Here is a 26336-nt window from a genome sequence, read left to right as displayed (position 1 = left end):
ATTTAATTATACTTTTCTGGAAGTTGATGCGCTTTAAAGAAAAGCCAGCCCTCAAAATTGATAAGCCTACTTTAAAAGAGTGCTGTTTATTGCCCTTAAAATTACTGCTCTTGTCTCAAGATCTCTTATTCGGGTGAAAATTGCAATTTAGCAAGATATGCATAAACGCCATTTTTTGCCACAAGTTCGGCATGGGTTCCCTCTTCTACAAGAGCGCCTTTATCCATCACAAGAATACGATCCGCTTTTAAAATAGTTGCTAAACGGTGCGCAATCACCAATGTTGTGCGGTTTTTCATCAGCCCTTCTAAGGCTTCTTGCACAAGCTTTTCACTGTTTGCATCTAAAGCAGATGTTGCTTCATCCAGAAGCAAAAGCGGAGCATTTCTTAAAATCGCCCGTGCAATACCGATACGCTGCTTTTGTCCCCCAGAAAGCATGGTGCCGCGTTCTCCCACTTGTGTATCCAAACCATCAGGTAAAGCTTCAATAAATTCAAGGGCATTGGCTGCTTTAGCAGCAGCAATAATATCCTCTTCCATAGCATTTTCAGTCCCAAAAATAATATTATCACGCAGTGTGCCATCAAAAATAGCAACATCTTGGGGAACATAAGAAATGGCTCCACGTAAATCCTGTAAAGAGAGGTGATCAATCTCCACGCCATCAAGCCGAATTTTTCCACTTGTCGGATCATAAAAACGCAGGATCAAAGAAAAAAGTGTGCTTTTCCCCGCCCCTGAAGCACCAACAAAAGCAACCGTTTCACCCGCTTTGATCGAAAAGGAAAGGGCGCGTAAAATCTTCTTTTGTGCTCTAGAAGGATAAGCAAAATCAACATGATCAAAAACAAGTTCGCCTCGAACAGGTTTTGCCAAAGAGACAGGTTTTTTAGGCGCTAAAATCATGGGGTGTTCTTGCAATAATTCAGCCAATCGTTCAGCAGCCCCTGCGGCTTGGATGAGTTCTGCCCCCAATTCCGATAATTGAGCAAAGGTTGAAGCGCCAAAAACAGCATAAAGGACAAATTGCCCTAAAGTGCCCCCTGTCATCGTCCCATTCAAAACATCACGTGATCCAATCCACAACACAGCCACCACACTGCTAAACACAAGAAAAATAGCAAAGCCCGTAAAAAAGGAACGCAAGATCACAGAAGCCCGCGCTGTCTGAAAGGCGCGTTCTACCAACTGAGAAAAACGTGTCGAAACAAGTTTTTCAGCAGTAAAAGCTTGCACCGTGCGAATAGCGCTAACCTGTTCTGTTGCCACAGCATTGGCATCAGCAAGACGATCTTGCGCCGCACGCGTACGCGCGCGAACTTTACGCCCAAAAACCACCAAAGGAATTGCCACAACAGGAATAGCCGCCAGAACCAGCAGAGATAATTTAGCATTGGTGATCACCATCATTACGACAGCACCAATCACGATAATTAGCTGACGCAAAGCCGTAGAGGCGGTCGAGCCAACAGCCAATTTTATTTGTGTTGTATCTGTTAGAAGTCTTGAAACAATCTCACCTGAATGCGACCGATCAAAAAAAGCAGGAGAAAGTTTCATAATATGGACAAACACATCACGCCGTAAATCGGCAACAATCCGTTCTCCTAAGGTGATAACACAATAATAACGGCAAGCTGAAGAAAAGGCGAGAATCAAAGCTAATCCAAACAAAATTCCAAAATAAAAATTGATATGTCCATGGCTTGAATGAGAAAAACCATGATCAAACATTTGGCGGATTGCTATGGGCAAAGCGAGCGTGACAAGAGCTGCAACAGATAAAGCAACAAAAGCAAAAATAAACAACCAACGATAGCGCAAAAGATAAGGAACAAAAATTGCAAGCGAAGAGAATGGAGATTTTTTAGGAGAAGGCTTTGTAGATTTTTCTGAATGATGATATAATTTCATAAAACTTCGCTCACTATATTAAATGATTTAAACACGTGACACAATGATGCATCTTGAACACTTGTTTTTTGATGCGTGCTCAGCTATAGGAATAAATACTTTAATCAGTGTATCAAAAAGACAAAGGAAGCGCACTTAAAAAATCGAGTAAGTGTTCTTTCATTCTATAAACGCAAAAGGTTTGACGCATGAAAGCGAATATTCATCCTAACTATCATAAAATTACCGTTGTTATGACGGATGGAACCCAATATACAACGCGCTCCACTTGGGGAAAAGAAGGGGATACCCTTAATCTAGACATTGATCCAAGAACGCATCCAGCATGGACAGGTGGGTCCCAGACACTCGTAGACCGTGGCGGTCGCCTTTCTAAGTTCAAAAATCGTTTTGGCAATATTGGTATGTAAAAACCTCATTCTCATGAGGCATAAAGCAAAATGATTGCCTCATTAGAGTTATGAGGCTTTTTTTGTGCTGTAAAGAGCGCACTTTAAAGATCAATTTAAAAACGCATCCAACCAAAATAGATCGGTCTCAAACATCGTGAAGGCTGCGTTCTTTTGATTCAAAAATCATTTTGTGATATAGTTCTATCAAGAGCACCTAAAATACGCCTTTGTTGCTAAATATAGGTGATTTTTTCCCCTTATAGCGTATGAGTTTTTTAGAAGGCTTTGAACCCTTTATATTAAAATAAAAAATCATAATTGCATTATATTGCATAAAGATGCTTTCTCATTTTTCCATTTAACACACGATAACATACCATTGAGGCATCCTGAGAAGCTTTTCCCTTATATCATGATTTCATAAGCCGCGTGAAAAGGACACGATAAGCCGTTTTGGTATCTTTAAGGTCAAGGACGCAGTGAGTCCGCCCTACAAGATTTTCGCCCTACAAGACTTCCATTGAGCTTAAGGATCAAGGTTTGTTATAGTCCCTTTATTAAATGCTGCTCTAATGTCATGATTTTTGAGAACGATTATTAAGAATTTAAGAGGCTGTCCGCCTCTCATTTTGATTTATACACAACCAAAGTGCGCTCTCTTTATTCAGGGAGAATAAGAACATACCCTGGAGGTGCTAAACGGAATAAGAGAGCATCATACCCCCAACTAGCAGACATGCAGCAAATAGAAAAAACACCTTCACCAATTGCTATGAGTAGTGTGAACGATAGAGCGGCTTCATCTGCTGTTGCTTCGCGGCGTTCTAAGAGATATCCGAAAAAAAAGAAAAAGCACGCGAGTCCACTCGCTCCCGTAAAGAAGCTTAGTACGGCATGAACCAGTCCACGCATGTTGAGCAAAATAAGAAAAATTATAAAAATAAACACTGCGAATATCCCAGAGAATACCCCACGCACGATATGGCAAAATTTCCGCATCATAATTACAGAAACGCTCTGCTCTGCGTATCGATTTTTTTTGGTGCTTGTATTCTTAGAAGATATGCTGTCCACAATTCCCCCCTCGATTTTAAAGCCAAAATGCTACGAGATTAATTTTCTATAATAATATCATCACAAAATACAAGAAAAATTTATTCATTTTAATGAAAAAAGAGGGGTTTTATTGAGGTGCAAATCTATCTTTTTTCGCAAGAATTATTCAACCGGTCCGTCAATAAAAGACGCCCCGCTCATTGAAAAGAAATCTATCCTGACGCACAAAATCTTCATAAGCTATATGCCTAATCCATAGAGAAATCACAACTCTCCAATCAACCCGCGTATCCACCTTTGTGAAACTGCAATCAAATGGATTCTGCTGATGACAAGCAATGATAACATGTAAAATACCCGCATATTTAGGCATAGAGCTTGTACTTCAAGCACTCATCTTTTCTTGGCTCTTTTGTCCCCGGCTCTTTTATTCATTGTCCTAAAGCAGCCAAATGATTCATCTGCGCACGATGACAAAATGCCTTTTGTGCGAACCACAATATTTTCATGGCGACCAGCTCATGCTTTTAAAGCAGCCGCTTGCAATGCCCATTGATTAAAGGTCAATTTCCAAGGCAATGCCCCTAAACTATTCATGGCAGACAAATGCGCTATCATTTCCTGATCAGATTGTCCGCAAGACAAGAAAAGCAATCCCTGGAACAGCAGAAGGGACAGTTTGTTTAAGCACACGGACGGTCTTTTCAGCCACCTCTTCAACACCAGCCTTGGCGTACATCCTTATCCCCAATCACCCTATTGGATTTTAAAATATCCAATGAGAAAACCCCTCTGAGAAAGCTTTCAAGCCTAAAACGCCCCCATCATTTTTATCATGATGAGGACGCCCCAATCACGCAGAAACATGTAAAATACCCGCATATTTAGGCATAGAGCTTGTACTTCAAGCGCTCATCTTTTCTTGGCTTTTTGTCCCCTACTCTTTTATCCATTGTCCTAAAGCAGCCAAATGGTTCATCCGCGCACGATGACAAAATGCCTTTTGTGCAATAGCAATATTTTCATGGCGACCAGCCCATGCTTTTAAAGCAGCCGCTTGCAATGCGCGTCCATAGGAAAAGGTCAATTTCCAAGGCAATGAACCCAAACTATTCATGGCAGACAAATGGGCTGTCGCTTCCTGATCAGATTGTCCTCCAGAGAGAAAAGCAATCCCTGGAACAGCAGAAGGGACAGTTTGTTTAAGCACACGGACGGTCTTTTCAGCCACCTCTTCAACACCAGCCTTGCGCGCATCCTTGCCATCAATCACCATATTGGGTTTTAAAATCATCCCCTCTAAAATAACACGGGCTTCAAATAATTCTTTAAAAACAGTTGTCAAAACAGCGCGTGTCACCTCAAAACAACGAGCAATGGAATGTTGACAAGACGGTCCATCCATCAGCACCTCCGGCTCAACAATCGGCACAATATTGAGTTCCTGACATAAAGCAGCATAACGCGCGAGAGCTTGTGCATTTTGATTAATGGCACCTCTTGTTGGTAAAGTATCGGCATTAATGGCAATCACCGCCCGCCATTTAGCAAAACGCGCGCCCAAAGCATAATAGTCTTTTAGCCGATCACGGAGACCATCCAACCCTTCAGTAATTGTCTCTTCAGGAAAAGCAGCCAAGGGCTTAGCACCGGTATCCACTTTAATTCCTGGCAAAGCACCGGCATCCCGAATAAGATCCGTCAACATTTGCCCTGTTGATGCTTTTTGTCGAATGGTTTCATCAAATAAAATAACCCCAGAGATAGCACTTTCCATAGCTTCTTTTGCGCTAAAAAGCATTTCACGATAAGCACGGCGATTATCCTCATTGGACTCAACACCAATACTTTCAAAACGCTTGCCTATTGTCGCCGTACTTTCATCTGCTGCCAAAATACCCTTACCAGCCTGCACCAGAGAAAGTGCTATATCTTCAAGACGTTCACTCATAAAAAATTCCTCTTTATTTTATCACATTTTCAACATCAGCAATATGATCATCATACTTGATACAGCCCATGATCCTACAGCTCTTTCAATTTTCCCTTCAAAAAAACTTTAAGCTTGCATGAGAGCAAGAATACCAGGAAGCACCTTACCTTCCATCCATTCCAAAAAAGCCCCTCCTGCAGTTGAGAGATAAGTAAAATCATTGGCAACACCCGCATGATTAAGGGCAAAAACTGTATCGCCTCCTCCCGCAATTGAAACCAACTTACCTGTTACACTACGTTCTGCAGCATGTCGTGCAACGGCAATTGTTCCTTTATCAAAGGGGGGCATCTCAAAAACACCAAGAGGTCCATTCCATACAAGAGTCGCAGCCTTATCTATCGCGCTCTTGATATGAGCAATAGAACGCGTTCCAATATCCAATATCATGCCATCCGCAGGAATATCGCCAATATCATAAAGACGATGCGGCGCATTTTTTTCAAAGCGAAATCCAACGATAGCATCCATAGGCAACAGCAGTGTACAGTGACATTCCTGTGCTTTTTTAATGATTTTTTTGACCGTTTCCATCAATTCGTGTTCACACAGTGACTTCCCCACATGAATACCTTGCGCGGCTAAAAAACTGTTAGCCATCCCCCCCCCAATAACCAAGGAGTCGACTTTTTCCACCAAATGATTGAGAACAAAAAGCTTACTGGAAACTTTTGCCCCTCCCACCAGTGCGACCACAGGATGCGTTGGATTTCCAAGCCCTTTTTCTAAGGCTTGCAATTCCCCTTGCAGCGCTCGCCCTGCATAAGAGGGCAACAAATGGGTTATTCCCTCCACTGAAGCATGGGCACGATGCGAAACAGAAAAAGCATCATTGACATAAAGATCCCCATTATGGGCCAAAGCTTCTGCAAAAGAACAATCATTCTTTTCCTCACCGGCATAAAACCGAACATTTTCAAGCAACACAACACCACCATTTTGCAATGCCTCCACCGCTATCTGTGCTGCTGAACCAATACAGTCAGGCGCAAAAGCAACCGGTTGTTTTATGATCTTTTCTAGCACCGGTACAACAGGACGGAGTGAAAATTCTGACTCGACCTTTCCTTTGGGGCGACCACAATGAGAAAGCAGAATAAGCTTAGCTCCTCGCTTTTGCAGTTCAACGAGCGTCTCTTTATGGCGTTTAAGACGCGTTTCATCACAAACTTTACCTTGTGCCATAGGAACATTAAAATCCACCCGCACCAGCACACGCTTTCCAGCAACATCAACATCATCAAGTGTACGAAAACCCATTCGCTATTTCCTCTTCACTTTCCGTTGTTTTAAACAAAAACGCATCGAACAAACCTGCTTAATTTTCTTTCCACTAAAACCTCTTCTTTACTTTTATATGCTCCCTCTTTTTTTGCATGAAAAGAACCACAAAACAGCTCCTTCTCTCAACTCTCTATCTGAAAATCAAAAACATCCATTGTCAAATATACAAAGCCTCTCATTACTCTTAATTTTCCACATTCCATTGTTGCTAACAAATGCATTGGCTCAATTTTATTTTCACCAAAACACCCTTTTACTTTTATGCAAAAGAGCTGACCTCTTTCGTTTTCTGACATTTTCTCAAAAGTTATCTTGTGTCAGATGTTTCTCAAAGTTTACTCTTTCAAGCAGCTTTTAAAAGCGCATATCGCCTCGTATCAAAAAACACCATCAATCTTTCAATAGCATCTTCTCTCTGACGTATAAAAACAATAACCTGTCTCGACTTCCTCAAAAAGAATGCGCCTTAATTTGTACAAAAACGAGTCTTTTTCTTATAAAACTTTTTCCTATAAAAAGAGGACCCTAAGGTCCTTCTTATGGTATCTATATTGTCTTGGCAAAAGCCACAGCCGTATCATTCATACGATTAGAAAAGCCCCATTCATTATCATACCAGACGAGAACACGACAGAGCTTACCATCAATCACTTTGGTTTGATCACTGTGAAAAATCGCTGAATGCGGATTATGATTAAAATCACAACTCACAAGCTTTTCTTCTGTCGTATCCAAAATACCCTTGAGAGGACCTCGTGCAGCTGTCGCAATAGCCGTATTAATTTCTTCAATTGTTGTGGAACGCTTAGCATTAAATGTCAAATCAACCACAGAAACATTAGGAGTTGGAACACGAATGGATACTCCATCAAGCAATCCCTTTAGTTCTGGCAAAACCAATCCCACCGCTTTTGCTGCTCCTGTTGAGGTAGGAATCATCGAAAGAGCAGCCGCACGCGCACGATAAAGATCACGATGCATGGTGTCTAAAACGGGCTGATCCCCCGTATAAGAATGGATTGTTGTCATAAAGCCCTTTTCAATGCCCACCGTGTTATGCAAAACTTGTGCAACGGGTGCCAAACAATTGGTTGTACAAGAAGCATTTGAAACAATGCGATGCTCACTGCTTAAAGACTGATGATTAACCCCATAAACGACCGTAAGATCTGCGCCCTCTGAGGGAGCGGAAACCAGAACACGCTTTGCCCCCGCATCTAAATGCGCCTTTGCTTTATCTCGCGCAGTAAAAATGCCCGTACATTCCAACGCGATATCGATATCCAAATCTTTCCAAGGCAATTGTGCTGGATCACGCTCTGCGCAGACCTTTATTAAACCAGCCCCCACATCAATGGCATCTCCCACCACCTTAACACTCCCTGGAAAACGCCCATGAACTGAATCATAGCGCAACAAATGGGCATTTGTTTCCACCGATCCCAAATCATTAATTGCGACCACTTCAATATCTTTTCGTCCACTTTCCATAAGTGCCCGTAAAATATTGCGTCCAATACGACCAAACCCATTAATTGCAACACGAACTGTCATTTCACATGTTTCCTCATTTAATTTTTTAAAGCATAACATTTAAAACACAACAAATGGGCATTTTCCAATCCCAAACTATGAATTCACAAGACGTCAATATCTCGATCAATCAATCACTTATCCACAATAATGCACAACACTATCCACAACACCGTACAGAGTGTGATATCTTACAGACACCCCCACGCATGACAATACAAGCTGTCATTTTGTCTTTTCTTCTTCTGTCTTTTCCAGCTCTCTTTCAACAGTCGCTACAACATTTTCAAAAGTAAGACCAAAATGCGTATAAAGGTCATCAATTGTTCCACTTGCCCCAAAGCCCTCCATACCAATAAACACACCATCACAACCAATAAAACGGTCCCATCCTTGGGCAACAGCAGCTTCAATCGCGACTTTAATCGGCGCATCGCCAATGAGAGCCCGTTGATAGGAGCAAGACTGTTGAGAAAAAAGTTCAAAACAAGGCACAGAAACCACACGGGTTGGGATGCCTTTTTCTTCTAAGACTTCACGTGCTTTGACTGCAATTTGCAACTCTGAACCAGAAGCAAACAATGTCACTTTCGCCTCATCACTGGCTGTTAACAATTCATAAGCACCAAGCATACAGAGATTTTCTTCTTCATACTCTTGACGCAACAGCGGTAGATTTTGTCGGCTCAAAGCTAGAGTTGAAGGCGTCTCACGTGCTTTTAAAGCCAATTGCCAACACTCAACTGTTTCCATAGCGTCAGCAGGGCGGAATACAAGATGATTAGGCATAGCACGCAGGCAAGCCAAATGTTCCACGGGTTGATGGGTCGGACCATCTTCCCCAAGCCCAATAGAATCATGGGTCATGACATAAACCACCCGCAACCCCATAAGAGAAGACAAACGCATAGCAGGACGCATATAGTCAGAAAAGCATAAAAATGTTCCCCCATAAGGAATAAAGCCTCCGTGAAGAGCGATCCCATTCATGATAGCGCCCATAGCATGTTCACGAATACCATAATGGAGGTAGCGCCCAGAAAAATCCTCCGCTGTGATACTTTTCATCTGGCTGCTTTTTGTATTATTAGATCCTGTTAAGTCGGCAGAACCACCAATGGTCTCATGAATGACTTCATTGATCACTTCCAAAGCCATCTCAGAAGCTTTACGCGTAGCAACAACGGGACGCTCTTCAACAAGCTTCTGTTTATAAGCATCCACAGCACCATCAAATCCCCCCACGAGATCACCACGCATCAACCTTTCAAATTCCACCCGCTCTGAGACAGGAAGATCAGCCAATTTTTCTTCCCACTTTTGTCGCTTTTTAGCGGCATTAAGCCCTGCCAAGCGCCAATTATCAAGGATATCGGCTGGAATAACAAAAGGCTCTGCCTCCCACCCTAAGGCGATACGGGTCTCAGCAATTTCCCGTGCTCCTAAAGGGGCCCCATGAACTTTATTGCTTCCCGCTTTATTAGGCGCCCCAAAGCCTATCGTTGTTTTACAGGCAATCAACGTTGGTTTATCACTCTTGCGTGCTGCTTCAATAGCTTGTGCAATAGCGGCTTGATCATGCCCATTTACTTTGAGTGTATTCCAACCAGATGCTTTAAAACGGGCACTTTGATCTGTACTATCCGCAAGAGAAACCTCTCCATCGATAGAAATATTATTATCATCCCACAACACGATAAGCTTATTAAGTTTCAAATGTCCTGCCAAGGAAAGTGCCTCTTGCGAAATACCTTCCATCAAACATCCATCCCCCACCAATGCATAAGTATAATGGTTGATAAGATCACCAAAACGGGCATTTAGCAACCGTTCTGCAAGAGCCATCCCCACGGCATTCGCCAACCCTTGTCCCAAAGGTCCTGTCGTTGTTTCAATTCCTGCCGCATGCCCATATTCTGGATGACCTGCAAGCTTTGCCCCTAATTGGCGAAAATTTTTGATATCCTCAAGTGAGATATCTTCATAACCAGAAAGATACAGCAGAGCATACAGCAACATAGACCCATGTCCTGCTGATAAGACAAAACGATCACGGTTAGGCCAACGCGGATTTTTAGGATCATGAGAAAGGAATTGTGTATAAAGAACTGTAGCAATATCGGCGGCTCCCATTGGCAAGCCGGGATGACCAGAATTGGCTTTTTCAATCGCATCAATAGCAAGAAAACGGATAGCATTGGCCATCTGATTCTGTTGGTGGGTATTTGTCATGAATGATCGACCATTTCGTTAAATACGTTATACTGTTGCTTTTTCCGTATTCTCTTAATTCTCTTTAAATCCCTTAAGAAATACTCTTTTTTCACCATCAGCGTGAGACTTTTTGTCATCACTTCCATAACATTAATAACACATTCCCCTCACGCATCCTGTATATCCATGTCATTTATGACAATACGCGCAAAAAATCCAGCCTTTAATTTATATCTCACCCCTGCTTTGCTTGCTAAAATATCCTACATACTTAAAAATAAAAGGAATACACCATGAAAATGTAAGTGATTCGTTTTTGCATAACGCCTTGATAAAGGATACAATTACTCAAAGGATAAAAGCAATGAACCAAGAGACTACGGTTCTGCAAGATGCTCTAGAGCACCTAGAAAAAGCACTTAGAACTTTAGAGATCACCATAATAAACCGCAACGCCGTTATTGATAAAAATAACGAATGGGAAGAAGAAATTCAACGAATGAATGCTGACCGCAGCCATCTTGCCCAAGCGCTTGACAAAGCTGAAGCCCAAATTGAACGCTTAGAATCTGTTAATAAAGAAGTTTCCAAACGCCTTATTAAAGCAATGGAAACGATTCGTGTCGTCATTGATAGATAAAAGGTTTGGATAAATAAAGGTTTGAATGTATGGAAACAGTTTCCGTTACCATTGATGGTAAAAATTATCGCATGGCTTGTAATAAAGGACAAGAAAGTCATCTTATTGCGCTTGCAGCACAATTGGATCAATATATCACCCACTTAAAGAAAAATTTTGGAGAAATTGGCGATCATCGTTTATCGGTCATGGCGGGCATCATGATTATCGATGAAATGGAAGAAATAAAACGAGAAAATAAAAAATTACAAGAAAGCTACGATGCTCTTTTACGACTCCACAATGAAAAGGAGCGCGCCATGGGAAGAATTATGCGTGACACCACACACCGCATTGAAAAGCTCACCAACCAATTGCTCAAAGATGATCAAAATAACAAAAACATTCAAGAACAAGAACAGGAACAGGAAGACTTTTAAACACGCATCATCATAGAATAAGCAAGCCGATTTAATTTACTTTCCACGCCTCAAAAGGCACAAAACTCTAAAAAACGCATACGCATAAATAGCTTGATTTTTTATCAAGAGGATTCCAGTGACTGGTTACGCATGCCCCTCATGGAATTGGTTTAAAATCTGATCAAAAAAACTTAAATATTTCACTGACATACAAACACTTCATAGATCAAAGAATCCGCTTTATACCACTGCGCTTCCAATGAGATATCTCGCACAACAAACGACCAAAACCAACGCCCCAAAACCAACGAAATTGTAAAAAAATCATATCAATGAGCCAACAATGCATAAAGCCAACTGCTTTTACATAAAAACGATGCATAAACAGCCTATTTTTTAAAACACGTTCACCCATCACTTTATTCTCATGTCTAACCTTCATGATTTTTGGAGACACATAATTTTATTCAATTCTATTTGCAAAAGTTTCATCCATTCACAAAAGCTTAAAGTGAGAAAAATTTTAAAGCTCTCATTCAAACAGCAAAAGAATGCATTTTCATGATCAATGAATCTCCGCTTATAAGACATCAATAAAACGATCTGAAACATATCTAACAAGGTGATAGAAAAAAATTTCCCACCATAGGCAATCATCTTAAAAACGAACGATAAAATTACAACATCACCGCACCCCACCCCAAAACTTAATACCCAAACCCCATACGACCGTGCTGTTTCTATGGTGGGCGATCAAAGCAATAATCGGTCTATTAGGATGCTCACGAGAAGCGCACCCCCGTTGTTCCTGAAAGCTGTTTAAAGGCGCGTGAAAAAACACCATGCGTAAACGGATCAAATCCCCTTTGTTCCATCTGGAGAGACAGAAGCAATACGCAAAAGGTTTGTTGCGCCAGGTGTTCCAAGGGGAACACCGGCTTATCACAAGGAAACGATCTCCTCCTTAGCAAAAACCTTCCTGAAAGGCAATGGCGGCTGCACGATCAACCATATCTTCTAAATTCTTTGCATCCTCACTCACCACACAATGAAGCCCCCAAACAAGTGCCAAACGCCGTGCTGTTTCCATGGTGGGCGATCAAAGCAATAATCGATCTATTAGGATGCTCACGAGAAGCGCGCACTCTCGTTTGTTCTTAAAGCCCATTCAAAGGCACGTGAAAAAACACCATGCGTAAACGGATCAAATCCCCTTTGTTCCATCTGGAGAGACAGAAGCAATACGCAAAAGGTTTGTTGCGCCAGGTGTTCCAAGGGGAACACCGGCTGTCACAAGGAAACGATCTCCTCCTTGGCAAAAACCTTCCTGAAAGGCAATGGCGGCTGCACGATCAACCATATCCTCTAAATTCTTTGCATCCTCACTCACCACACAATGAAGCCCCCAAACAAGTGCCAAACGTCGTGCTGTTTCCACAATGGGTGATAAAGCAATAATCGGTCTATTAGGACGCTCACGAGAAGCGCGCAATCCCGTTGTTCCCGAAGCCGTATAGGCAACAATAGCGGCGAGTGAAAGTGTTTCAGCAATCTGACGCGCTGCAAGAGAAATCGCATCCGTCCCCGTTGATTCTGGTGTTGGATGTTGTGCTCCAACCTGAGCTGCATAAGTATGATCTTGTTCAATTTGCCGGGCGATTTTATCCATCATAAGCACCGCTTCTTCTGGATAACGACCAGAAGCAGATTCAGCCGACAACATCACCGCATCTGTTCCAGCATAAACCGCTGTAGCAACATCGGATACTTCTGCACGCGTTGGCACAGGAGATAAGATCATTGACTCGAGCATTTGTGTTGCCACCACCACCGGTTTTCCCGCTAAACGGCAAGCTTTGATCAACTCCATCTGAAGCGCAGGAACCCTTTCCAAAGGCATTTCCACCCCGAGATCTCCACGTGCAATCATAATACCATCAGAAACTTCAATAATCTTCTCTATATGCTCCAAGGCTTGAGGCTTTTCGATTTTAGCCATCAAAGACACCTTGTTTTTTGTTAACCGGCGCACCGCTATAATATCTTCTGGACGCTGAATAAAAGAAAGGGCAACCCAATCAACAGGCAGCTGTAACAGAGCCTGAAGATCAGCCTTATCTTTTGAAGTCATCGAATCAAAAGGCAAAATTGTATCTGGAAAACTCACACCTTTTCGATCAGAAATACGGGTTCCAGCAACCACACGACACTGAACAAAATGATCATCACACACTTCAGCGCGCAGTTCCAACTTTCCATCATCAATTAACAAGCGATCCCCTGGTTTAATCGCTGGAAAGACATCCTCATGAGGGAAAAAAACACGCTGTGCATCGCCAGCCACATCACGATGATCTAATGTAAAGCTTTGCCCGACACGCAAATCTTCTTGACCTTTGTCAAAACAACCAATACGCAGTTTTGGTCCCTGAAGATCTACTAAAATACCAATGGGGCGCTGAACCGTTTTCTCAACCTCCCGTATTGACTTAACCAAATTGCCCAGTGTGTCACGATCCGTATGACTCATATTAAGGCGAAAAACATCTGCTCCTGCCCTAAAAAGCTTCTCAATCATTACACCAGAAAAAGAAGAAGGACCAAGAGTTGCAATAATTTTTACTTTACGAGCCCGTTTCACGGTGGAGAATTCCCTGAAAAAGAAGGGACAACTGAATTATTGAATAAAGAATCATCCGTCAACTGTACCATCCAACTGGTTTGATTACCGGTATCGATTTCCTTAAACTCAGCCTTTTGATATCCACGTGGAAAACAATCATGAACCCCTTGAATGGTAAATTGACTATCTTGCACACACATGGTGATAGAGCCTGCCCAGTTTCCTTTTTTTTGTGCCCCTTCCGCATAAAAATAATAAAACCGCGAGGCAAGAGGTCCTTCGATTAAAGTTTTACACTCTGTCACGGGAACCACCCACCAACCTTCGCTTACCCACCCTGAAAAGGTACGATATCCAAGGGCAACCCCTACAGACTGTTGAGTTGTATTACACACTCTAAAGTCAGCTTTTGCACAAACAACAAGGGAAAACAAAAGCAAAATACTCAAAAGAAAAACCTTTAATCTTTTCTGAAATGCCCAATATTGTTTTTTCAAAATCACAAAACTTCCTCTATAATGTCAATTCTCAAAACATATTATACATCTTTTTTCAAAGGCCTTTTAAATCTAAAACATATATTTTTATATTTTTCTTTTTATAGCCCTTTTATCAATGCATATATCTTAAAAATTTTACAAAATATTTAAAGTCAATTTGTAAAAAAAACTGTGGTGCTTGATTGATTTTTTATTTTTCAAGCTTTTCCAACATAAATTGGTCATCGAAAAAATAACCTAAGACATATAACCTGGAGAAAAATACAATGAATGATACAATAAACGATCAAACACACGCTATATCCGTCAACCAATTACGCTCTTTTATCGAACGAATTGAACGACTAGAAGAAGAAAAAAAAACCATTTCCGATGATATTAAAGACGTCTACACAGAACTTAAAGGCTCTGGTTTTGATAGCAAAGCTGTTCGAAGCATTATACGGTTGCGTAAAAAAGAAGAGCACGAACGAATGGAAGAAGAAGCCATCATTGAACTTTATAAAAATGCACTTGGGATGAGTTAACAATATTGATAACATTGGAAATTTTCTTAAAGAAAATGGCAAATGAAAAAAACGCGTAAATGTACAAAAATTCTGCTAACCATGAGCAGCTTGTGCAAAATAACACAAAATTTATGTAACCTGTGACAAAACAACTTCACAGGATGTATAGCATTGCAACAGCCCTCACATTTGAAAAGACTCATGCAAGGTGAAAGGATTCATAAAAAGCGCATTTTTACGTCTTATTCTTAAATAATTTTTATCTATAGGGACATTTTATCCACAGGGGCGCTTTATCCATATGGGACTCCCTTGTAAGCCAATCCCATCCCACTTGTGCATACTAGAAAAGCGTTTTTGAATCCTTCAACCTAAAAACAGATGTAAAATAGAGAAAATCTTGCGCTATTAATGAATAATGATGATCAATCAATTCATTATCGAGGATAAAAAACATCTCAAAGGGGTCAGCAGCAGAAATTCGCTAAACAAAGGTCCTAAACTCTTATACAGAAGAGAGATTTAAGGATCTTCATCTTGTTAAGATCGTGAAGAATTCGGCATATTTAAACATCTGGTAAAAAGCCCCTAGCTTTATTAAAATTTTTTATTTAAATCTATTGGCGGGCGCATAAAGTAAATCTATTGGCGGGCGCATAAAAGTCATTGATTCGAGAGGTTAAAATATGATCTCTCCATTTTCCAGAAATCATCAAATAATCTCTGGCATAGCCTTCTTTTTCAAAATGAAGGCGCTTTAATAAAAGTTCGCTTTTTATGTTCTCAGGTCTATAATTTGCCATCACTCTATGCAGGTGGTAGACTTGAAAAATATGGTGTATGAGAACCGATAAACTCTCAAACATAAGACCTTTGCCTTGTTGTTTCTCATCAAGAGAAAAACCAAGATGGCAGGCTTGAAAAACACCACGAACCACATTTGTGAAGTTTACAACACCAATAATTGTGTTTTCATTTTTTAGTCGTAGAGCATATCGATAGGCTTGCCCTTGTGCGCTTTCATCAGCAAATGCTTTAGCACGTGCTTCCCAAGCTGTTAGAGTGTAGTAATCGTCAGATCTCAACGGTTCAAAAGGGCGCAGATGATTCGCATTACGCAAGTAATAAGCAGACAGTTCAGCGGCATCTTCTACACCAATCAATGTGGAAATTGTTCGCTTTGTTTTAATTGCCATCATTTTATCCTCCTAGAAATTTTACTATAACCCGTTGATTTGTCGTGACATATCATCATTTTAAAACTTAAACCGTACCGTCAAACGCAGTAAACTCTTCGCATCACAACGCTTCTCACATGAGAATCAATGAGGGGCTCATTTTCTTGTTCCTCATAAGCGGGATTGGTGTGTTGAAGATATAAGATAAAGATGAGAGAATACTTTTTATCAATGCGCTCAAGCGCCACGGATTATAGCAACGGAACTGACGAAGTGCATGAGAATGCTGCCATACTTGAGAATATTTTGAAAAACGCACAGCACAAATAATTTTTTCTTTATCAAAATCTCTTTATCAAGAATTGTGCAAAAAAGCCAAACATAAACAATAAAGCTTGCTTCAAAATCCCATTAACCAGCACGATGACTTTGAACTGCAGTCAAAAGTATATTTCTACAATCTGCTCTTTATGAACTCATAAGGTACTCTAGTCATTCTATCCAAGCGCTTCTACAGAAAGCGATGAGACGATAGGCATCTCTTAAAATGCTGAGATTTAATGTGAATAGGCTTCTATTTCTTCGCGTAAAATTTCAAGTTCTAGCCATTCTTCCTGCTTTTGTGTGCAAGTCATTTTCTTTTTTTCCAACGCTGTTGATAAACGCTCAAAACGTTCTTTATCACTGCCATAAAGAGTTGGGTCAGAGAGCTCTTGTTCAATTTTTTTTATTTCATTTTGCAAAACAGCGATTTCTTCAGGCAATTTTTCCAACGCATAAACCTGTTTATAGGACAATTTTCTTCGTGTTTTTCTCTCTCCCGCGCTATTCAAGCTAGGATTTTTTGATGAAGCATGTTTTCCACCCTCTCCTGCGCAAGATTTTGTAGATGCTTTACGATGCGATAATTCTATTTCTTTGCGTTGTAAACGGAGAGCCTGCTTACTTTGCGCCATCATATCACTATAGCCGCCCGCATACAAAACCCAATGACCATCGCCCTCCGGTGCCAACATATGTGTTACAGTACGATCTAAAAAATCTCTGTCATGGCTTACCAACAACACAGTTCCCGCAAAATCAGCAATAAATTCTTGCAACAAATCCAAAGTTTCCATATCCAAATCATTGGTTGGTTCATCAAGAATTAAAAAGTTTGCCGGACGCGAAAGAAGGCGAGCAAGCATGAGACGTGCTCTTTCTCCTCCGGAAAATTCTTTAAGGGGAGTGCGCGCTTGTTCGGGCAAAAATAAAAAGTCTTTCATATAAGAAACCACATGCCGTTCCTGCCCATTGATCACAAGAGTATCACCCCGCCCCCCTGTGAGATAATGTGCCAAAGTTTCTTCTTCATTGAGAATACGTTGCTGATCAAGCAATGCCATGGAGAGGTTATAGCCATGCCTCACCATTCCACTATCCACGGCTTCTTGCCCAATCAATGTGGAAAGGAGCGTTGTCTTTCCGATGCCATTAGGCCCTACTAAACCAATTCGATCCCCCCGCTGAATGCGTAAAGAGAAATCTTTCACGATAACGCGATCCCCATAGGATTTTGAAATTTTTTTTGCTTCGAGCACCAATTGACCAGAATCATGACTTTTAGCAGCGCTCAACAGTGCACTTCCAGGCTGCCCCTTATAGGTTTGATGACGCTGTCTTAAGTTTTTTAATTCGTTCAAGCGCCTTACATTACGCTTACGCCGTGCGCTCACGCCATAACGCAACCATTGCTCTTCACGGACAATTTGACGCCCCAATTTATGCTGCTCAAATGCTTCTTCTTCCAGAGCTTTATCGCGCCAATTCTCAAATTCTGAAAAACGCTTTTCCAGTCTTTTCGTTATCCCACGATCAAGCCATACCGTTGAACGCGTGACATTTTCTAAAAATCGTCGATCATGAGAAATCACCACAATCGCTGAACGCAAAGAAGACAAAACCCCTTCCAACCATTCAATGGTTGGTAAATCAAGATGATTGGTCGGTTCATCTAAGAACAAAATATCGGGTTTTGCTGCAATGGCCCGTAACAATGAAACACGCCTCTTTTCACCCCCCGAAAGCGTTTCTAATTTTTCCGCACCCGAAAACCCCAAATTTGTGCGAAGCATATTGATCCACTGAACATCAGATGTCTGATCCAATCCTGCTTCCATATAAGCGTTAATATCCGCAAAACCTGAACAATCTGGATTTTGAGCGACATAACGAAGTGTTACGCGAGGGTGGCGAAAAATTTCGCCACCATGCGGCTCTAATATTCCTGCAGCAATCTTTAACAGAGTCGATTTTCCACAACCATTACGGCCCACCAGGGCAATACGCGCTCCCTGCTCAACCGATAAACAGGCTTGGTTGAGCAAAGGCGTTATCCCAAAGGTTAGGAAAATGCGGTCAAGCCGCAGCAATGGCACCGCCATTAACGAACGCGGCGCGGACAAGGTGCTTGATGCATCACCCCTCTTGCATCACGATAGGTACATAATTGACGTACTGGGACTCTTTGCGCACAAGGTGCTTGGTAAACATATCCTCTGCGAGAGCGATATGTACACAATTGTGAGGCTTGTCTTTGTTGTCTTCTTTGATTTGCAGCCTCACCCGTTATTGTTCCAGCCAAAGCCCCAAATGCCGCACCCGTAAGCGCTGCTCCAGGTGTACTTCCACCAATAGCAGTACCTGCCAAGGCACCAATTGCTGCGCCCCCTACACCGTAACGAGCAACACGTTCATCAGTTGTCGTACAAGCCACCGAACTAAAACCAATCGCAGAAACGACGGCCACTTTTAAAATTGATTTTAACATAGCAAAACCTCTCCTTCTCAAGATCAATACATAATATATCAATACATAATATATTGTTATATATCGTTTATGTCGGCACTCAATCACTAAGCCCCCCCCTGCCTTATTCAAAATATTTGGAAGAGCTTTACGAAATAGGCACAGACGCTAATAATATAGCTTTTCCAGAACCTAAATGGCAAGAAAAGGTTCCACAAATACGGTTAGAAAGTGTTAAAGAAGAGCCAAATGACACATTTTTATCACAAATTGGCCATTTTACTCCTTCAAGCGTTAAGCCTTGTAAGTCAGAAAAACCAATAAGACTAAACAAACATCCTTCAGGCAAATCATATGACACAAGTTTTGGCAAAACCGGCCAACCTTCTTCCAAACCGCTTGTCAACAACACTGAAACACCTTTCTCAGCCATCATCAACGCTTGCGTCATATGAGAAAGGCTATGATCACTTCGCTCTCCTCCCAAAGCTCCGCACAAAATCAGCTTTTTAGCCCCCTTTTGTAATGCTCTTTCACAAGCCAAAGCACTATCTGTCATATCTTTATCAGAGGGAAAAACTTCACGCGGAACATGGCTATATTTATTGATCAGAGTCTGATCAGATGAATCAAAATCCCCTAACCATAACTCAGGCATCACGTTAAGTGCTGCCGCATGACGCATCCCACCATCCGCAGCAATCACCTGACTGTTTTGAATTTGATTAAGCAAACGATCAGTGATAAAAAGATCTCCATTTAACAATATTGTAAATGTTGTCATGCCATATTTTGCCTTTCACAAAATTCCATTTTCTCTCATCCCCCTTTATCCATGAGAGTTATTTTTATAAACAATAACCATGATGTAGCCAAACAAATCCTTAATCCCTAAAGCTTCGCTCAAAAAAACACACGACACAAAGATACCCATGAAATTTGCCACATTACACCGCAGAGCTAACCTGCACCGCGATCCAACACTCTCCATTTTTCAACGAAGTTTTCTTTTTCGCTCTCCCCCGTATAAAGCAACTTTCATCAGTTTAATGCTTCTCCTTTCTGCTTGCCATACGCCTCTTTCTCAAAATGATAGGCTCTCTTCCAGTTCTTCTGAAACAATCAAACGTACCGACAATCATAATATCTATGTCACATTAAGCACACTGCAACACCCCCGTATTTTACAAATGTATGGTGGCGCCTATCATGATACAAAACTTGAACGCTTTTTAGCAAAAATTATCCGTAAACTAACCATTGCATCCCACCATTCTCCTCAAAGCTATTCTGTCACAATTTTAAACTCAGAAAATGTCAATGCATTTGCACTCCCCAATGGCTCGATCTACATCACCCGTGGTATGCTAGCACTTGCCAATGATTCTTCAGAAGTTGCCGCAATTTTAGCCCATGAAATGGCCCATATCAGAGCCAATCATGGTATTTTACGCCTACAAAAAGAAGCCCAATTGAAGAAGATGACAAATCGCATGTCTCCACATCTTTTTTCTTCTATAGGCAAAAATCGCAATCCCATACACAACAAGCAACAACTTGCACAATTTTCCCGTAATCAAGAGCTGGAAGCAGATTCCCTTGCCCTCGAAATGCTCCAACAAGCAGGGTATGATCCCTTTGCTTCACCGCGCTTTCTTCAAACAATGGAAGCCTATAGTGCTTTTCAGAATATTTCTGGCACTAAAAATGGCTCCTTAGACTTTCTAGCGTCTCACCCAACCACCCCTCAACGCATTCGACTTGCGATAGAAAAAGCCCGTAAAATCAATCAACAAAACAATGGAAATACAGATCGTGATTCTTTTCTCAAAAGCATTGATGGCATGACTTTTGGAGGAAGCTTTTACACAGGATTTGTACGTGGCAACGAATTTATTCATCCGCAATGGCGCATCGCTTTTTCTGTTCCCAATAATTTTACAATAGAACATTCAGCACAAACCGTTTGGGCCAGCGGCCCCAATAAAATTGCGATTCGCTTTGATGCCATTCCCCGTCCAGCGAAAATGTCTGCAAGTGATTATTTGAAAAGCGGATGGATTATTGGGCTAGACCCATCATCTATCCGCCCCCTCACAATTCAAGGGCTCCCTCATCAAGAAAATTTACTTGCAGCACAAGCGCGCGCAACTCATGAGCAATGGCAATTTGATGTCGTTGTCATTCTGTTTAATAATCATATTTTTCGTTTTCTAACGGCAGCGCCCTATAATTCTCAAAATTTTGCAGAAATTGCCCAAAAAACGGTCCAAAGCTTTCACCCTCTCTCAACTTTAGAGTTAAAAAAATTGCAACCCTTAAAGATCAGTATTATCCGCGTTAAACAAGGAGAAAATATTGCAAACCTTGCCAATAAAATGCAACACACACCAAACAAAGAAAAGCTCTTTCGGATTCTCAATGCCCTCTCACCAACTCAAACATTACGCGCAGGTACAAAAGTAAAAATTGTCACCGAATAAATCTCCTTTTTCATCTGCGACAACCTTGATTCTTTGTCTCTCTTTAATCACGCCCCCAAGCCTATTCGCAAATGCAACCAGGCTTCATGATAACCCTACGTCTCCACACACCAATACCCCCTAAAAAGCCTATTGTAGCTTATATAGGACGAAGATCTTCTAAAATGAACGTGTCAAGAAAAGCAGAATGTAATTTCTGCACAGACCTTCTCAAACAAACATCACCCTCCAATCTTCTTCTACGCATAAAGACGGCTCAATACGCCCCACAAGGAGGCGTATGACTTGATAAAGCAAACTGAACCCTCAACCAGAGCTTCATCATGCCATACGCCCCCGCACTTACCCCCTCACAAAGTCTTTCACGGCTTATATATCGTAAGCATCTTCTGAATGAACCGTAAGGAGAGCAGAACGCAATTTCTGCAAAGCGCGTGCTTCAATTTGGCGCACGCGTTCTTTCGAAATGCCTAATTTTTCACCCAAAACTTCTAAAGTAGCCCCCTCTTCATTTAAGCGACGAAAGCGAATAATTTCCAACTCCCGTTCGTTGAGAATTTGCAACGCATCGTAAAGCCACTGTGTACGGCGTTGACCATCAATCACTTGCTCAATTAAAGCATCAGGAAGCGGACTCTCATCAACCAAGACATCCATCTTCGCAATGGGATTATCACTGTTTTCAGAAACAGAAACACTCAAAGAATTATCCGAACTGGAAAAACGAAAATCCATTGTTTCCACATCACGTACCGAAACACCCAGCTTTTCAGCAATTGTGCGAAAAATATCCTGTTTTGATAAAGCACTATCATCTTGCACCAGTTTTGCGCGCAAACGCCGTAGATTAAAGAAAAGTGCTTTTTGCGAAGAACTGGTTCCCCCTCGAACAATGGACCAATTTCGCAAAATATAATCTTGGATAGAAGCCCGTATCCACCATGTTGCATAAGTTGAAAAACGCACTTCCCGATCAGGTTCAAAACGTGCAGCAGCTTCCAACAGTCCCACATATCCTTCTTGTACCAAATCCCCTAGGGGCATTTTGAAACGTTTAAAGCGGTTTGCAATAGCAATCACCAAACGCATATGAGCTGCGGCAATTTGATGCATGGCATCATCATCGCGTTTATCTTTCCATCGCAGAGCCAAATCATGCTCTTTTTGTCGTTCAAGATAAGGTGCTTGCATAGCAGAACGCATCATATTCCGTCCTAAGCTTTTGTCTGCATCGCTATAATTTTTGCTGCTTTTATAAACAGCATTTGAAAGATTACCCATAATAACCCCTTGCGATTAAAATTATCAAAATTGATTTGGTAACGACATCATTGTTCTTTCTTAAGTTCTTTCTTAAAAAGAACTCAAAAGTTGTCCACTTCTGAGCTCTCTACTTTAGCGTGTAAATTTATAATCGCAATTGTTTTTTTTAGTGTTATGGTAAAACTTCTTGTCATAAGACATAATTTCACCTGCAAAATACCCCCCGATATGCCTGTTAGTCTATGAAATATTTGAAAAAAAACTTTCTCTTCACTTTTCATGACAAAACAGCAAAAAAAATAAAATGCTCAGACAAAATACATGCTGTTTTTTTGATGATCGATTCCATTTCCTTTTAATTTTAGAGAATCTGTTTACGCTTTTTACGCTTTCAGCTTTACATTACAACTAATAAGTGTAATCTACAAATATAAATTATCCCAACTGAATGAAAACTGAATAAAAAAGCAGCCTCTAAGTTTTAAAGACGCAAAAAGAAACATCAAAAAACGACAAGAATGATTGAAGCAAGCGCAACAAACGTGTTAAAGAAAGAACAGCATTATGGAGTTGTCGCAAAAGGCTTTTTACCAGTATCACACTGAGAAAGAAAATGATCATGGATAGCAATATTGTTCCACAGAATGAGATTATTCAGGATGATATTCTCATTGAAAAATATGGAAGGGGTAGATTTGAGGGTTTTCGTTTTTATGCCAACAAAAACAATACCGATCAAACAGCTGAGCATCAATGCTCAATAGAGAATGAAAATTTGATTCTTGCGTTTTCCAAACGCGCAACGCGTTTTTGTGCTTGTGCAAATGGTGATTTTTCCCTCAGTTCTGATGGCATTGTGCGCTGGATTGGTCAACCTGTGGGGCAACTTGTTGCGACAGAAGATTTTTTCAAACCCAAACTGATTGTTTTAGCAGACACGCAACTCATCGGAGAATCCCGCGATAACGTCATAAAACGATTAGAGCGTTTTGTAACCTTTCATTTTGAAACGGCTTTAAAACCCCTATTTGATTTGCGCAATGCCGATAATTTAACAGATTCAACCAATAATCTTGCTTTACAACTGGTTAACGCTTTAGGGGTTTTACCCCGCCGCGAAGTTTTAGACCTTGTCAAAAACCTTGCGCAAGAATCCCGTGCTATACTTCGGCGTTTAGGGGTGCGTTTTGGTGCTTTTCATATCTATATTGCCGGAATGCTTAAACCCACTCCGGTACAAGCCATTACTCTTTTGTGGAACCTTCAAAATGCAGGACAAGACCAAACGGGTTTGGATGAAATTTTTACAGCGCTATCTGCTGGTCGTACCTCTTTAATTGTTGACCCTACCTATAACCGCCAATTTTATCAATTAGCTGGTTACCGGATTTTAGGACAACGTGCTGTACGGGTTGATATTTTAGAACGTCTTGCCAATCTCATCCGTCCCGCCCTTCAGTGGAAACAAGGAAGTGATTCCAAACCTGATGGTGCCTATGATGGTAAAAGTTTTTTTGTGACCCCAGCCATGATGTCCATTCTTGGAGCCAATGGAAACGATATGGAAGAAATCCTCAAAGGACTTGGCTACCAATCATACAGCATCAGCAATACTGTTTTTGAACAAAATCTTCTTGCACGGCAATGCTCTTTTCCTGTGACTGTGACAACACAAGAGGTTCAACCCGCAGAATGCGTTGGTAGTCTATGGCAAACAATCAGAACTTCACAAACAACACAAGAAGAAAAAAATGCTTCACCTCTGAAGACTTTATCTTCTCATATTGAAAAACACCCCCATAAAACCAATCATTTACCAGCCGCTGAACCTGTTGGAAACTTTGCCAAGCCCCCCTTCTCTAAAGCAGAAGATAAAGTTATTTTATTATGGCATTATAGGCATCAATTTCACCATCACACACAAAAAAAACGAGATAAATCTGGACATAAGTGGAAAAATAAACTGAAGAGTTCTATGAAAACAGGGGACAATGCGAATGAAAATTCCCCTCAAGAGGCCCCTTCACCAACAAAACGTTCTCATAAGTTCCATAAACCCCAAGACAAGCGTGGAAATTATAAGCCTTTTCAAAAAGAAAAGCGTCTTAACCCTGATTCACCTTTTGCAAAATTAGCTGTGCTACGCGATCAACTCACCAACCATAAAGACACACACACACTGTCCTCTAAAGAGCATTAAAGTAACAAATGGAGTTTGATCTTGACCCACGTCGTAACCGACAACTGCATTCACTGCAAATATACGGATTGCGTTGAAGTTTGTCCTGTTGATTGTTTTTATGAAGGTGAAAATATGTTGGTCATTCATCCTGATGAATGCATCGATTGTGGTGTTTGTGTGCCCGAATGCCCAGCAGAAGCCATTATACCGGATACAGAACCAGGACTCGAAAAGTGGTTAGAACTTAATCTTCATTATGCAAACAAATGGCCCAATTTAACTACAAAAAAGGAGCCTCTTCCTCAAGCAAAAGAAATGGATGGCGTTCCAAACAAATTAGAAAAGTATTTTTCAGAAAACCCAGGAACTGGAGAAGAGTAATGCTACAATGTATAGCGCTCTCCTTCAACAATTAAAGGACTTCTCTTGTAAAAATAAAAAATCCTCAAGCGAAATGATTGATTCTTTTGAAGTTTGATGTTAGTGTTATTCTAACATGATCATCTTTCTAAGTATTTTTCTTTGCTTTTTTAGTAAAGCAATGTATTTTTTTTGGATTTAAAAGTACTCAGCTTTTATGCTCACTTAATTGGTACAATATACTTGGTTAAAGAAAACTCAACCCTCAGGTTTATAACCTGTTTTCCGATGCATTTGTTGATCATAAGGGAGTAAACTAAGATTATGGCATCCCAACATGGAACGTCCTCAAAGACTAAAGAATTTGCAACCTCTGAATATATCGTCTACCCCACACATGGCGTAGGACAAATTATAGCGATTGAAGATCAAGAAGTTGCTGGACATAAATTAAAACTTTTTGTCATTCATTTTGCAAAAGATAAAATGGATGTCAAAGTCCCTATTGCAAAAGCCCTTTCCGTTGGAATGCGTAAATTATCTGCTGGAGATTCCGTCGAACGCGCATTAAAAGTTTTACGCGGAAAGGCACGCGTTAAACGAACCATGTGGTCCCGTCGTGCTCAAGAATATGATGCTAAAATCAACTCAGGAGATCTTATTTGTATCGCTGAAGTAGTCCGTGATCTTTTTCGCTCTAACCTACAGCCTGAACAATCCTATTCTGAGCGTCAACTTTATACCGCTGCTCTTGAAAGAATGGCCCGCGAAATTGCAGTTATTAATAGCCTTTCTGAAACAGAGGCGATTAATCTCATCGAGATGCACCTTTCCAATAAGCCAAAACGTGAATTTAAAACTGAAAGAGAAGAAACCACTGAAAGCAGTAAAGCTGTCTACGCGGCGTAATACACCCTTCCATAACAACAAGATATTTTAATAAAACCAGCTTTTTGCTGGTTTTATTTTTTTATCATCCTCTGTATTCTCAAGGATAAAGTTTCTTAAAGCACCAATCAAC

General features: G+C 41.0%; 22 protein-coding genes and 2 pseudogenes. 8 read left to right on the top strand and 16 right to left on the bottom strand.

Annotation, left to right across the window (positions count from 1 at the left end):
- Positions 1–125: 125 nt before the first annotated feature.
- Complete coding sequence (locus tag FS875_RS02630; protein WP_144752664.1) at positions 126–1916, bottom strand: ABC transporter transmembrane domain-containing protein; 1791 nt, start codon at positions 1914–1916, stop codon at positions 126–128.
- 188 nt (positions 1917–2104) lie between these two features.
- Here FS875_RS02630 and rpmE point away from each other — a divergent pair, with 188 nt between their 5' ends.
- A complete protein-coding gene (gene rpmE / locus FS875_RS02625) occupies positions 2105–2326 on the top strand; it encodes a 50S ribosomal protein L31 (RefSeq protein ID WP_005774581.1) in 222 nt (73 codons plus the stop codon).
- Between the two features lie 642 nt (positions 2327–2968).
- Here the strand turns inward: rpmE and FS875_RS02620 are convergent.
- From FS875_RS02620 to tkt, 6 genes and pseudogenes are all read right to left on the bottom strand, one after another.
- On the bottom strand, positions 2969–3256 hold the full coding sequence (locus FS875_RS02620; RefSeq protein WP_144752661.1) for a hypothetical protein: 288 nt from the start codon (positions 3254–3256) through the stop codon (positions 2969–2971).
- 539 nt (positions 3257–3795) lie between these two features.
- A pseudogene (locus FS875_RS02615) lies at positions 3796–4137 on the bottom strand (class I fructose-bisphosphate aldolase); the annotation flags it as partial.
- 164 nt (positions 4138–4301) lie between these two features.
- A complete protein-coding gene (locus tag FS875_RS02610) occupies positions 4302–5315 on the bottom strand; it encodes a class I fructose-bisphosphate aldolase (protein ID WP_144752658.1) in 1014 nt (337 codons plus the stop codon).
- A 108-nt stretch (positions 5316–5423) separates the two neighbouring features.
- Entirely contained in the window at positions 5424–6617 is a 1194-nt protein-coding gene (locus FS875_RS02605; RefSeq protein WP_144752655.1) for a phosphoglycerate kinase, read from the bottom strand.
- Between the two features lie 570 nt (positions 6618–7187).
- On the bottom strand, positions 7188–8195 hold the full coding sequence (gene gap, locus FS875_RS02600; RefSeq protein WP_144752652.1) for a type I glyceraldehyde-3-phosphate dehydrogenase: 1008 nt from the start codon (positions 8193–8195) through the stop codon (positions 7188–7190).
- 204 nt (positions 8196–8399) lie between these two features.
- Positions 8400–10406 carry a transketolase gene (gene tkt, locus FS875_RS02595; RefSeq protein ID WP_144752649.1) on the bottom strand — a complete coding sequence of 669 codons (2007 nt, stop codon included), beginning with the start codon at positions 10404–10406 and terminating at the stop codon, positions 8400–8402.
- Positions 10407–10752: 346 nt separating this feature from the next.
- Between tkt and FS875_RS02590 the strand changes: the two genes are divergently transcribed.
- Together FS875_RS02590 and FS875_RS02585 are read left to right on the top strand one after the other, a co-directional pair.
- Complete coding sequence (locus tag FS875_RS02590) at positions 10753–11028, top strand: DUF4164 domain-containing protein (RefSeq protein WP_005774573.1); 276 nt, start codon at positions 10753–10755, stop codon at positions 11026–11028.
- Between the two features lie 29 nt (positions 11029–11057).
- Positions 11058–11447: a cell division protein ZapA gene (locus tag FS875_RS02585; protein WP_144752645.1), complete on the top strand. Its 390-nt coding sequence runs from the start codon at positions 11058–11060 to the stop codon at positions 11445–11447.
- 208 nt (positions 11448–11655) lie between these two features.
- Here FS875_RS02585 and FS875_RS02580 read toward each other — a convergent pair whose 3' ends face one another.
- The 4 genes and pseudogenes from FS875_RS02580 to FS875_RS02565 all read right to left on the bottom strand — a co-directional run bounded on the left by FS875_RS02580 (position 11656) and on the right by FS875_RS02565 (position 14555).
- Positions 11656–11871: a hypothetical protein gene (locus tag FS875_RS02580; RefSeq protein ID WP_144752642.1), complete on the bottom strand. Its 216-nt coding sequence runs from the start codon at positions 11869–11871 to the stop codon at positions 11656–11658.
- A 413-nt stretch (positions 11872–12284) separates the two neighbouring features.
- Positions 12285–12580: pseudogene (locus tag FS875_RS02575) on the bottom strand (pyruvate kinase alpha/beta domain-containing protein); the annotation flags it as partial.
- A 53-nt stretch (positions 12581–12633) separates the two neighbouring features.
- Positions 12634–14070 carry a pyruvate kinase gene (gene pyk / locus FS875_RS02570; RefSeq protein ID WP_144752638.1) on the bottom strand — a complete coding sequence of 479 codons (1437 nt, stop codon included), beginning with the start codon at positions 14068–14070 and terminating at the stop codon, positions 12634–12636.
- Positions 14067–14555, bottom strand: coding sequence for a DUF1036 domain-containing protein (locus tag FS875_RS02565; protein ID WP_144752635.1), 489 nt, complete (start codon positions 14553–14555; stop codon positions 14067–14069). The genes pyk and FS875_RS02565 overlap by 4 nt, the downstream gene beginning before the upstream one ends.
- Before the next feature lie 263 nt (positions 14556–14818).
- Between FS875_RS02565 and FS875_RS02560 the strand changes: the two genes are divergently transcribed.
- Positions 14819–15079: a DUF2312 domain-containing protein gene (locus FS875_RS02560; RefSeq protein WP_144752632.1), complete on the top strand. Its 261-nt coding sequence runs from the start codon at positions 14819–14821 to the stop codon at positions 15077–15079.
- A 599-nt stretch (positions 15080–15678) separates the two neighbouring features.
- On the opposite strand, the gene rimJ is transcribed toward FS875_RS02560, so the two are convergent.
- From rimJ to FS875_RS02540, 4 genes are all read right to left on the bottom strand, one after another.
- Entirely contained in the window at positions 15679–16257 is a 579-nt protein-coding gene (gene rimJ, locus FS875_RS02555; RefSeq protein ID WP_144752805.1) for a ribosomal protein S5-alanine N-acetyltransferase, read from the bottom strand.
- Positions 16258–16796: 539 nt separating this feature from the next.
- Complete coding sequence (locus FS875_RS02550; protein ID WP_144752802.1) at positions 16797–18662, bottom strand: ABC-F family ATP-binding cassette domain-containing protein; 1866 nt, start codon at positions 18660–18662, stop codon at positions 16797–16799.
- Complete coding sequence (locus tag FS875_RS02545; protein WP_144752629.1) at positions 18662–19048, bottom strand: glycine zipper domain-containing protein; 387 nt, start codon at positions 19046–19048, stop codon at positions 18662–18664. Before FS875_RS02545 ends, FS875_RS02550 begins: the two co-directional genes overlap by 1 nt.
- Positions 19049–19175: 127 nt before the next feature.
- Positions 19176–19811 carry a thiamine diphosphokinase gene (locus FS875_RS02540; RefSeq protein WP_144752626.1) on the bottom strand — a complete coding sequence of 212 codons (636 nt, stop codon included), beginning with the start codon at positions 19809–19811 and terminating at the stop codon, positions 19176–19178.
- Positions 19812–19959: 148 nt separating this feature from the next.
- Here FS875_RS02540 and FS875_RS02535 point away from each other — a divergent pair, with 148 nt between their 5' ends.
- Entirely contained in the window at positions 19960–21510 is a 1551-nt protein-coding gene (locus FS875_RS02535) for a M48 family metalloprotease (RefSeq protein WP_144752623.1), read from the top strand.
- Positions 21511–21879: 369 nt separating this feature from the next.
- Here FS875_RS02535 and FS875_RS02530 read toward each other — a convergent pair whose 3' ends face one another.
- Complete coding sequence (locus FS875_RS02530) at positions 21880–22791, bottom strand: RNA polymerase factor sigma-32 (protein WP_005774560.1); 912 nt, start codon at positions 22789–22791, stop codon at positions 21880–21882.
- 601 nt (positions 22792–23392) lie between these two features.
- Here FS875_RS02530 and FS875_RS02525 point away from each other — a divergent pair.
- The 3 genes from FS875_RS02525 (at position 23393) to FS875_RS02515 (ending at position 26224) form a co-directional block, all read left to right on the top strand.
- Positions 23393–24973, top strand: a complete 1581-nt coding sequence (locus tag FS875_RS02525) for a hypothetical protein (protein ID WP_144752619.1) — start codon at positions 23393–23395, stop codon at positions 24971–24973.
- Between the two features lie 21 nt (positions 24974–24994).
- Complete coding sequence (fdxA, locus tag FS875_RS02520) at positions 24995–25336, top strand: ferredoxin FdxA (protein WP_144752616.1); 342 nt, start codon at positions 24995–24997, stop codon at positions 25334–25336.
- Positions 25337–25639: 303 nt separating this feature from the next.
- The gene (locus FS875_RS02515) at positions 25640–26224 is read left to right on the top strand and encodes a CarD family transcriptional regulator (protein ID WP_144752613.1); all 585 of its coding nucleotides are present in this window, start codon (positions 25640–25642) and stop codon (positions 26222–26224) included.
- The last annotated feature ends 112 nt before the right edge of the window (positions 26225–26336 follow it).

The organism is Bartonella saheliensis (assembly GCF_902162175.1).
The sequence above is the reverse complement of the archived record's forward strand: the minus strand, read 5'-3'. Positions and strand labels throughout refer to the sequence as shown.

What these genes read in the sequence shown, in the direction of transcription:
- FS875_RS02525 (WP_144752619.1), top strand. Translation starts at nt 23,393, where the DNA reads ATGGATAGCAATATTGTTCCACAGAATGAGATTATTCAGGATGATATT.
- FS875_RS02610 (WP_144752658.1), bottom strand. Translation starts at nt 5,315, where the DNA reads ATGAGTGAACGTCTTGAAGATATAGCACTTTCTCTGGTGCAGGCTGGT.
- FS875_RS02590 (WP_005774573.1), top strand. Translation starts at nt 10,753, where the DNA reads ATGAACCAAGAGACTACGGTTCTGCAAGATGCTCTAGAGCACCTAGAA.
- FS875_RS02560 (WP_144752632.1), top strand. Translation starts at nt 14,819, where the DNA reads ATGAATGATACAATAAACGATCAAACACACGCTATATCCGTCAACCAA.
- FS875_RS02540 (WP_144752626.1), bottom strand. Translation starts at nt 19,811, where the DNA reads ATGACAACATTTACAATATTGTTAAATGGAGATCTTTTTATCACTGAT.
- rimJ (WP_144752805.1), bottom strand. Translation starts at nt 16,257, where the DNA reads ATGGCAATTAAAACAAAGCGAACAATTTCCACATTGATTGGTGTAGAA.
- FS875_RS02535 (WP_144752623.1), top strand. Translation starts at nt 19,960, where the DNA reads ATGAAATTTGCCACATTACACCGCAGAGCTAACCTGCACCGCGATCCA.
- tkt (WP_144752649.1), bottom strand. Translation starts at nt 10,406, where the DNA reads ATGACAAATACCCACCAACAGAATCAGATGGCCAATGCTATCCGTTTT.
- FS875_RS02545 (WP_144752629.1), bottom strand. Translation starts at nt 19,048, where the DNA reads ATGTTAAAATCAATTTTAAAAGTGGCCGTCGTTTCTGCGATTGGTTTT.
- FS875_RS02580 (WP_144752642.1), bottom strand. Translation starts at nt 11,871, where the DNA reads ATGAAGGTTAGACATGAGAATAAAGTGATGGGTGAACGTGTTTTAAAA.
- FS875_RS02515 (WP_144752613.1), top strand. Translation starts at nt 25,640, where the DNA reads ATGGCATCCCAACATGGAACGTCCTCAAAGACTAAAGAATTTGCAACC.
- gap (WP_144752652.1), bottom strand. Translation starts at nt 8,195, where the DNA reads ATGACAGTTCGTGTTGCAATTAATGGGTTTGGTCGTATTGGACGCAAT.
- FS875_RS02605 (WP_144752655.1), bottom strand. Translation starts at nt 6,617, where the DNA reads ATGGGTTTTCGTACACTTGATGATGTTGATGTTGCTGGAAAGCGTGTG.
- FS875_RS02530 (WP_005774560.1), bottom strand. Translation starts at nt 22,791, where the DNA reads ATGGGTAATCTTTCAAATGCTGTTTATAAAAGCAGCAAAAATTATAGC.
- FS875_RS02630 (WP_144752664.1), bottom strand. Translation starts at nt 1,916, where the DNA reads ATGAAATTATATCATCATTCAGAAAAATCTACAAAGCCTTCTCCTAAA.
- rpmE (WP_005774581.1), top strand. Translation starts at nt 2,105, where the DNA reads ATGAAAGCGAATATTCATCCTAACTATCATAAAATTACCGTTGTTATG.
- FS875_RS02550 (WP_144752802.1), bottom strand. Translation starts at nt 18,662, where the DNA reads ATGGCGGTGCCATTGCTGCGGCTTGACCGCATTTTCCTAACCTTTGGG.
- FS875_RS02585 (WP_144752645.1), top strand. Translation starts at nt 11,058, where the DNA reads ATGGAAACAGTTTCCGTTACCATTGATGGTAAAAATTATCGCATGGCT.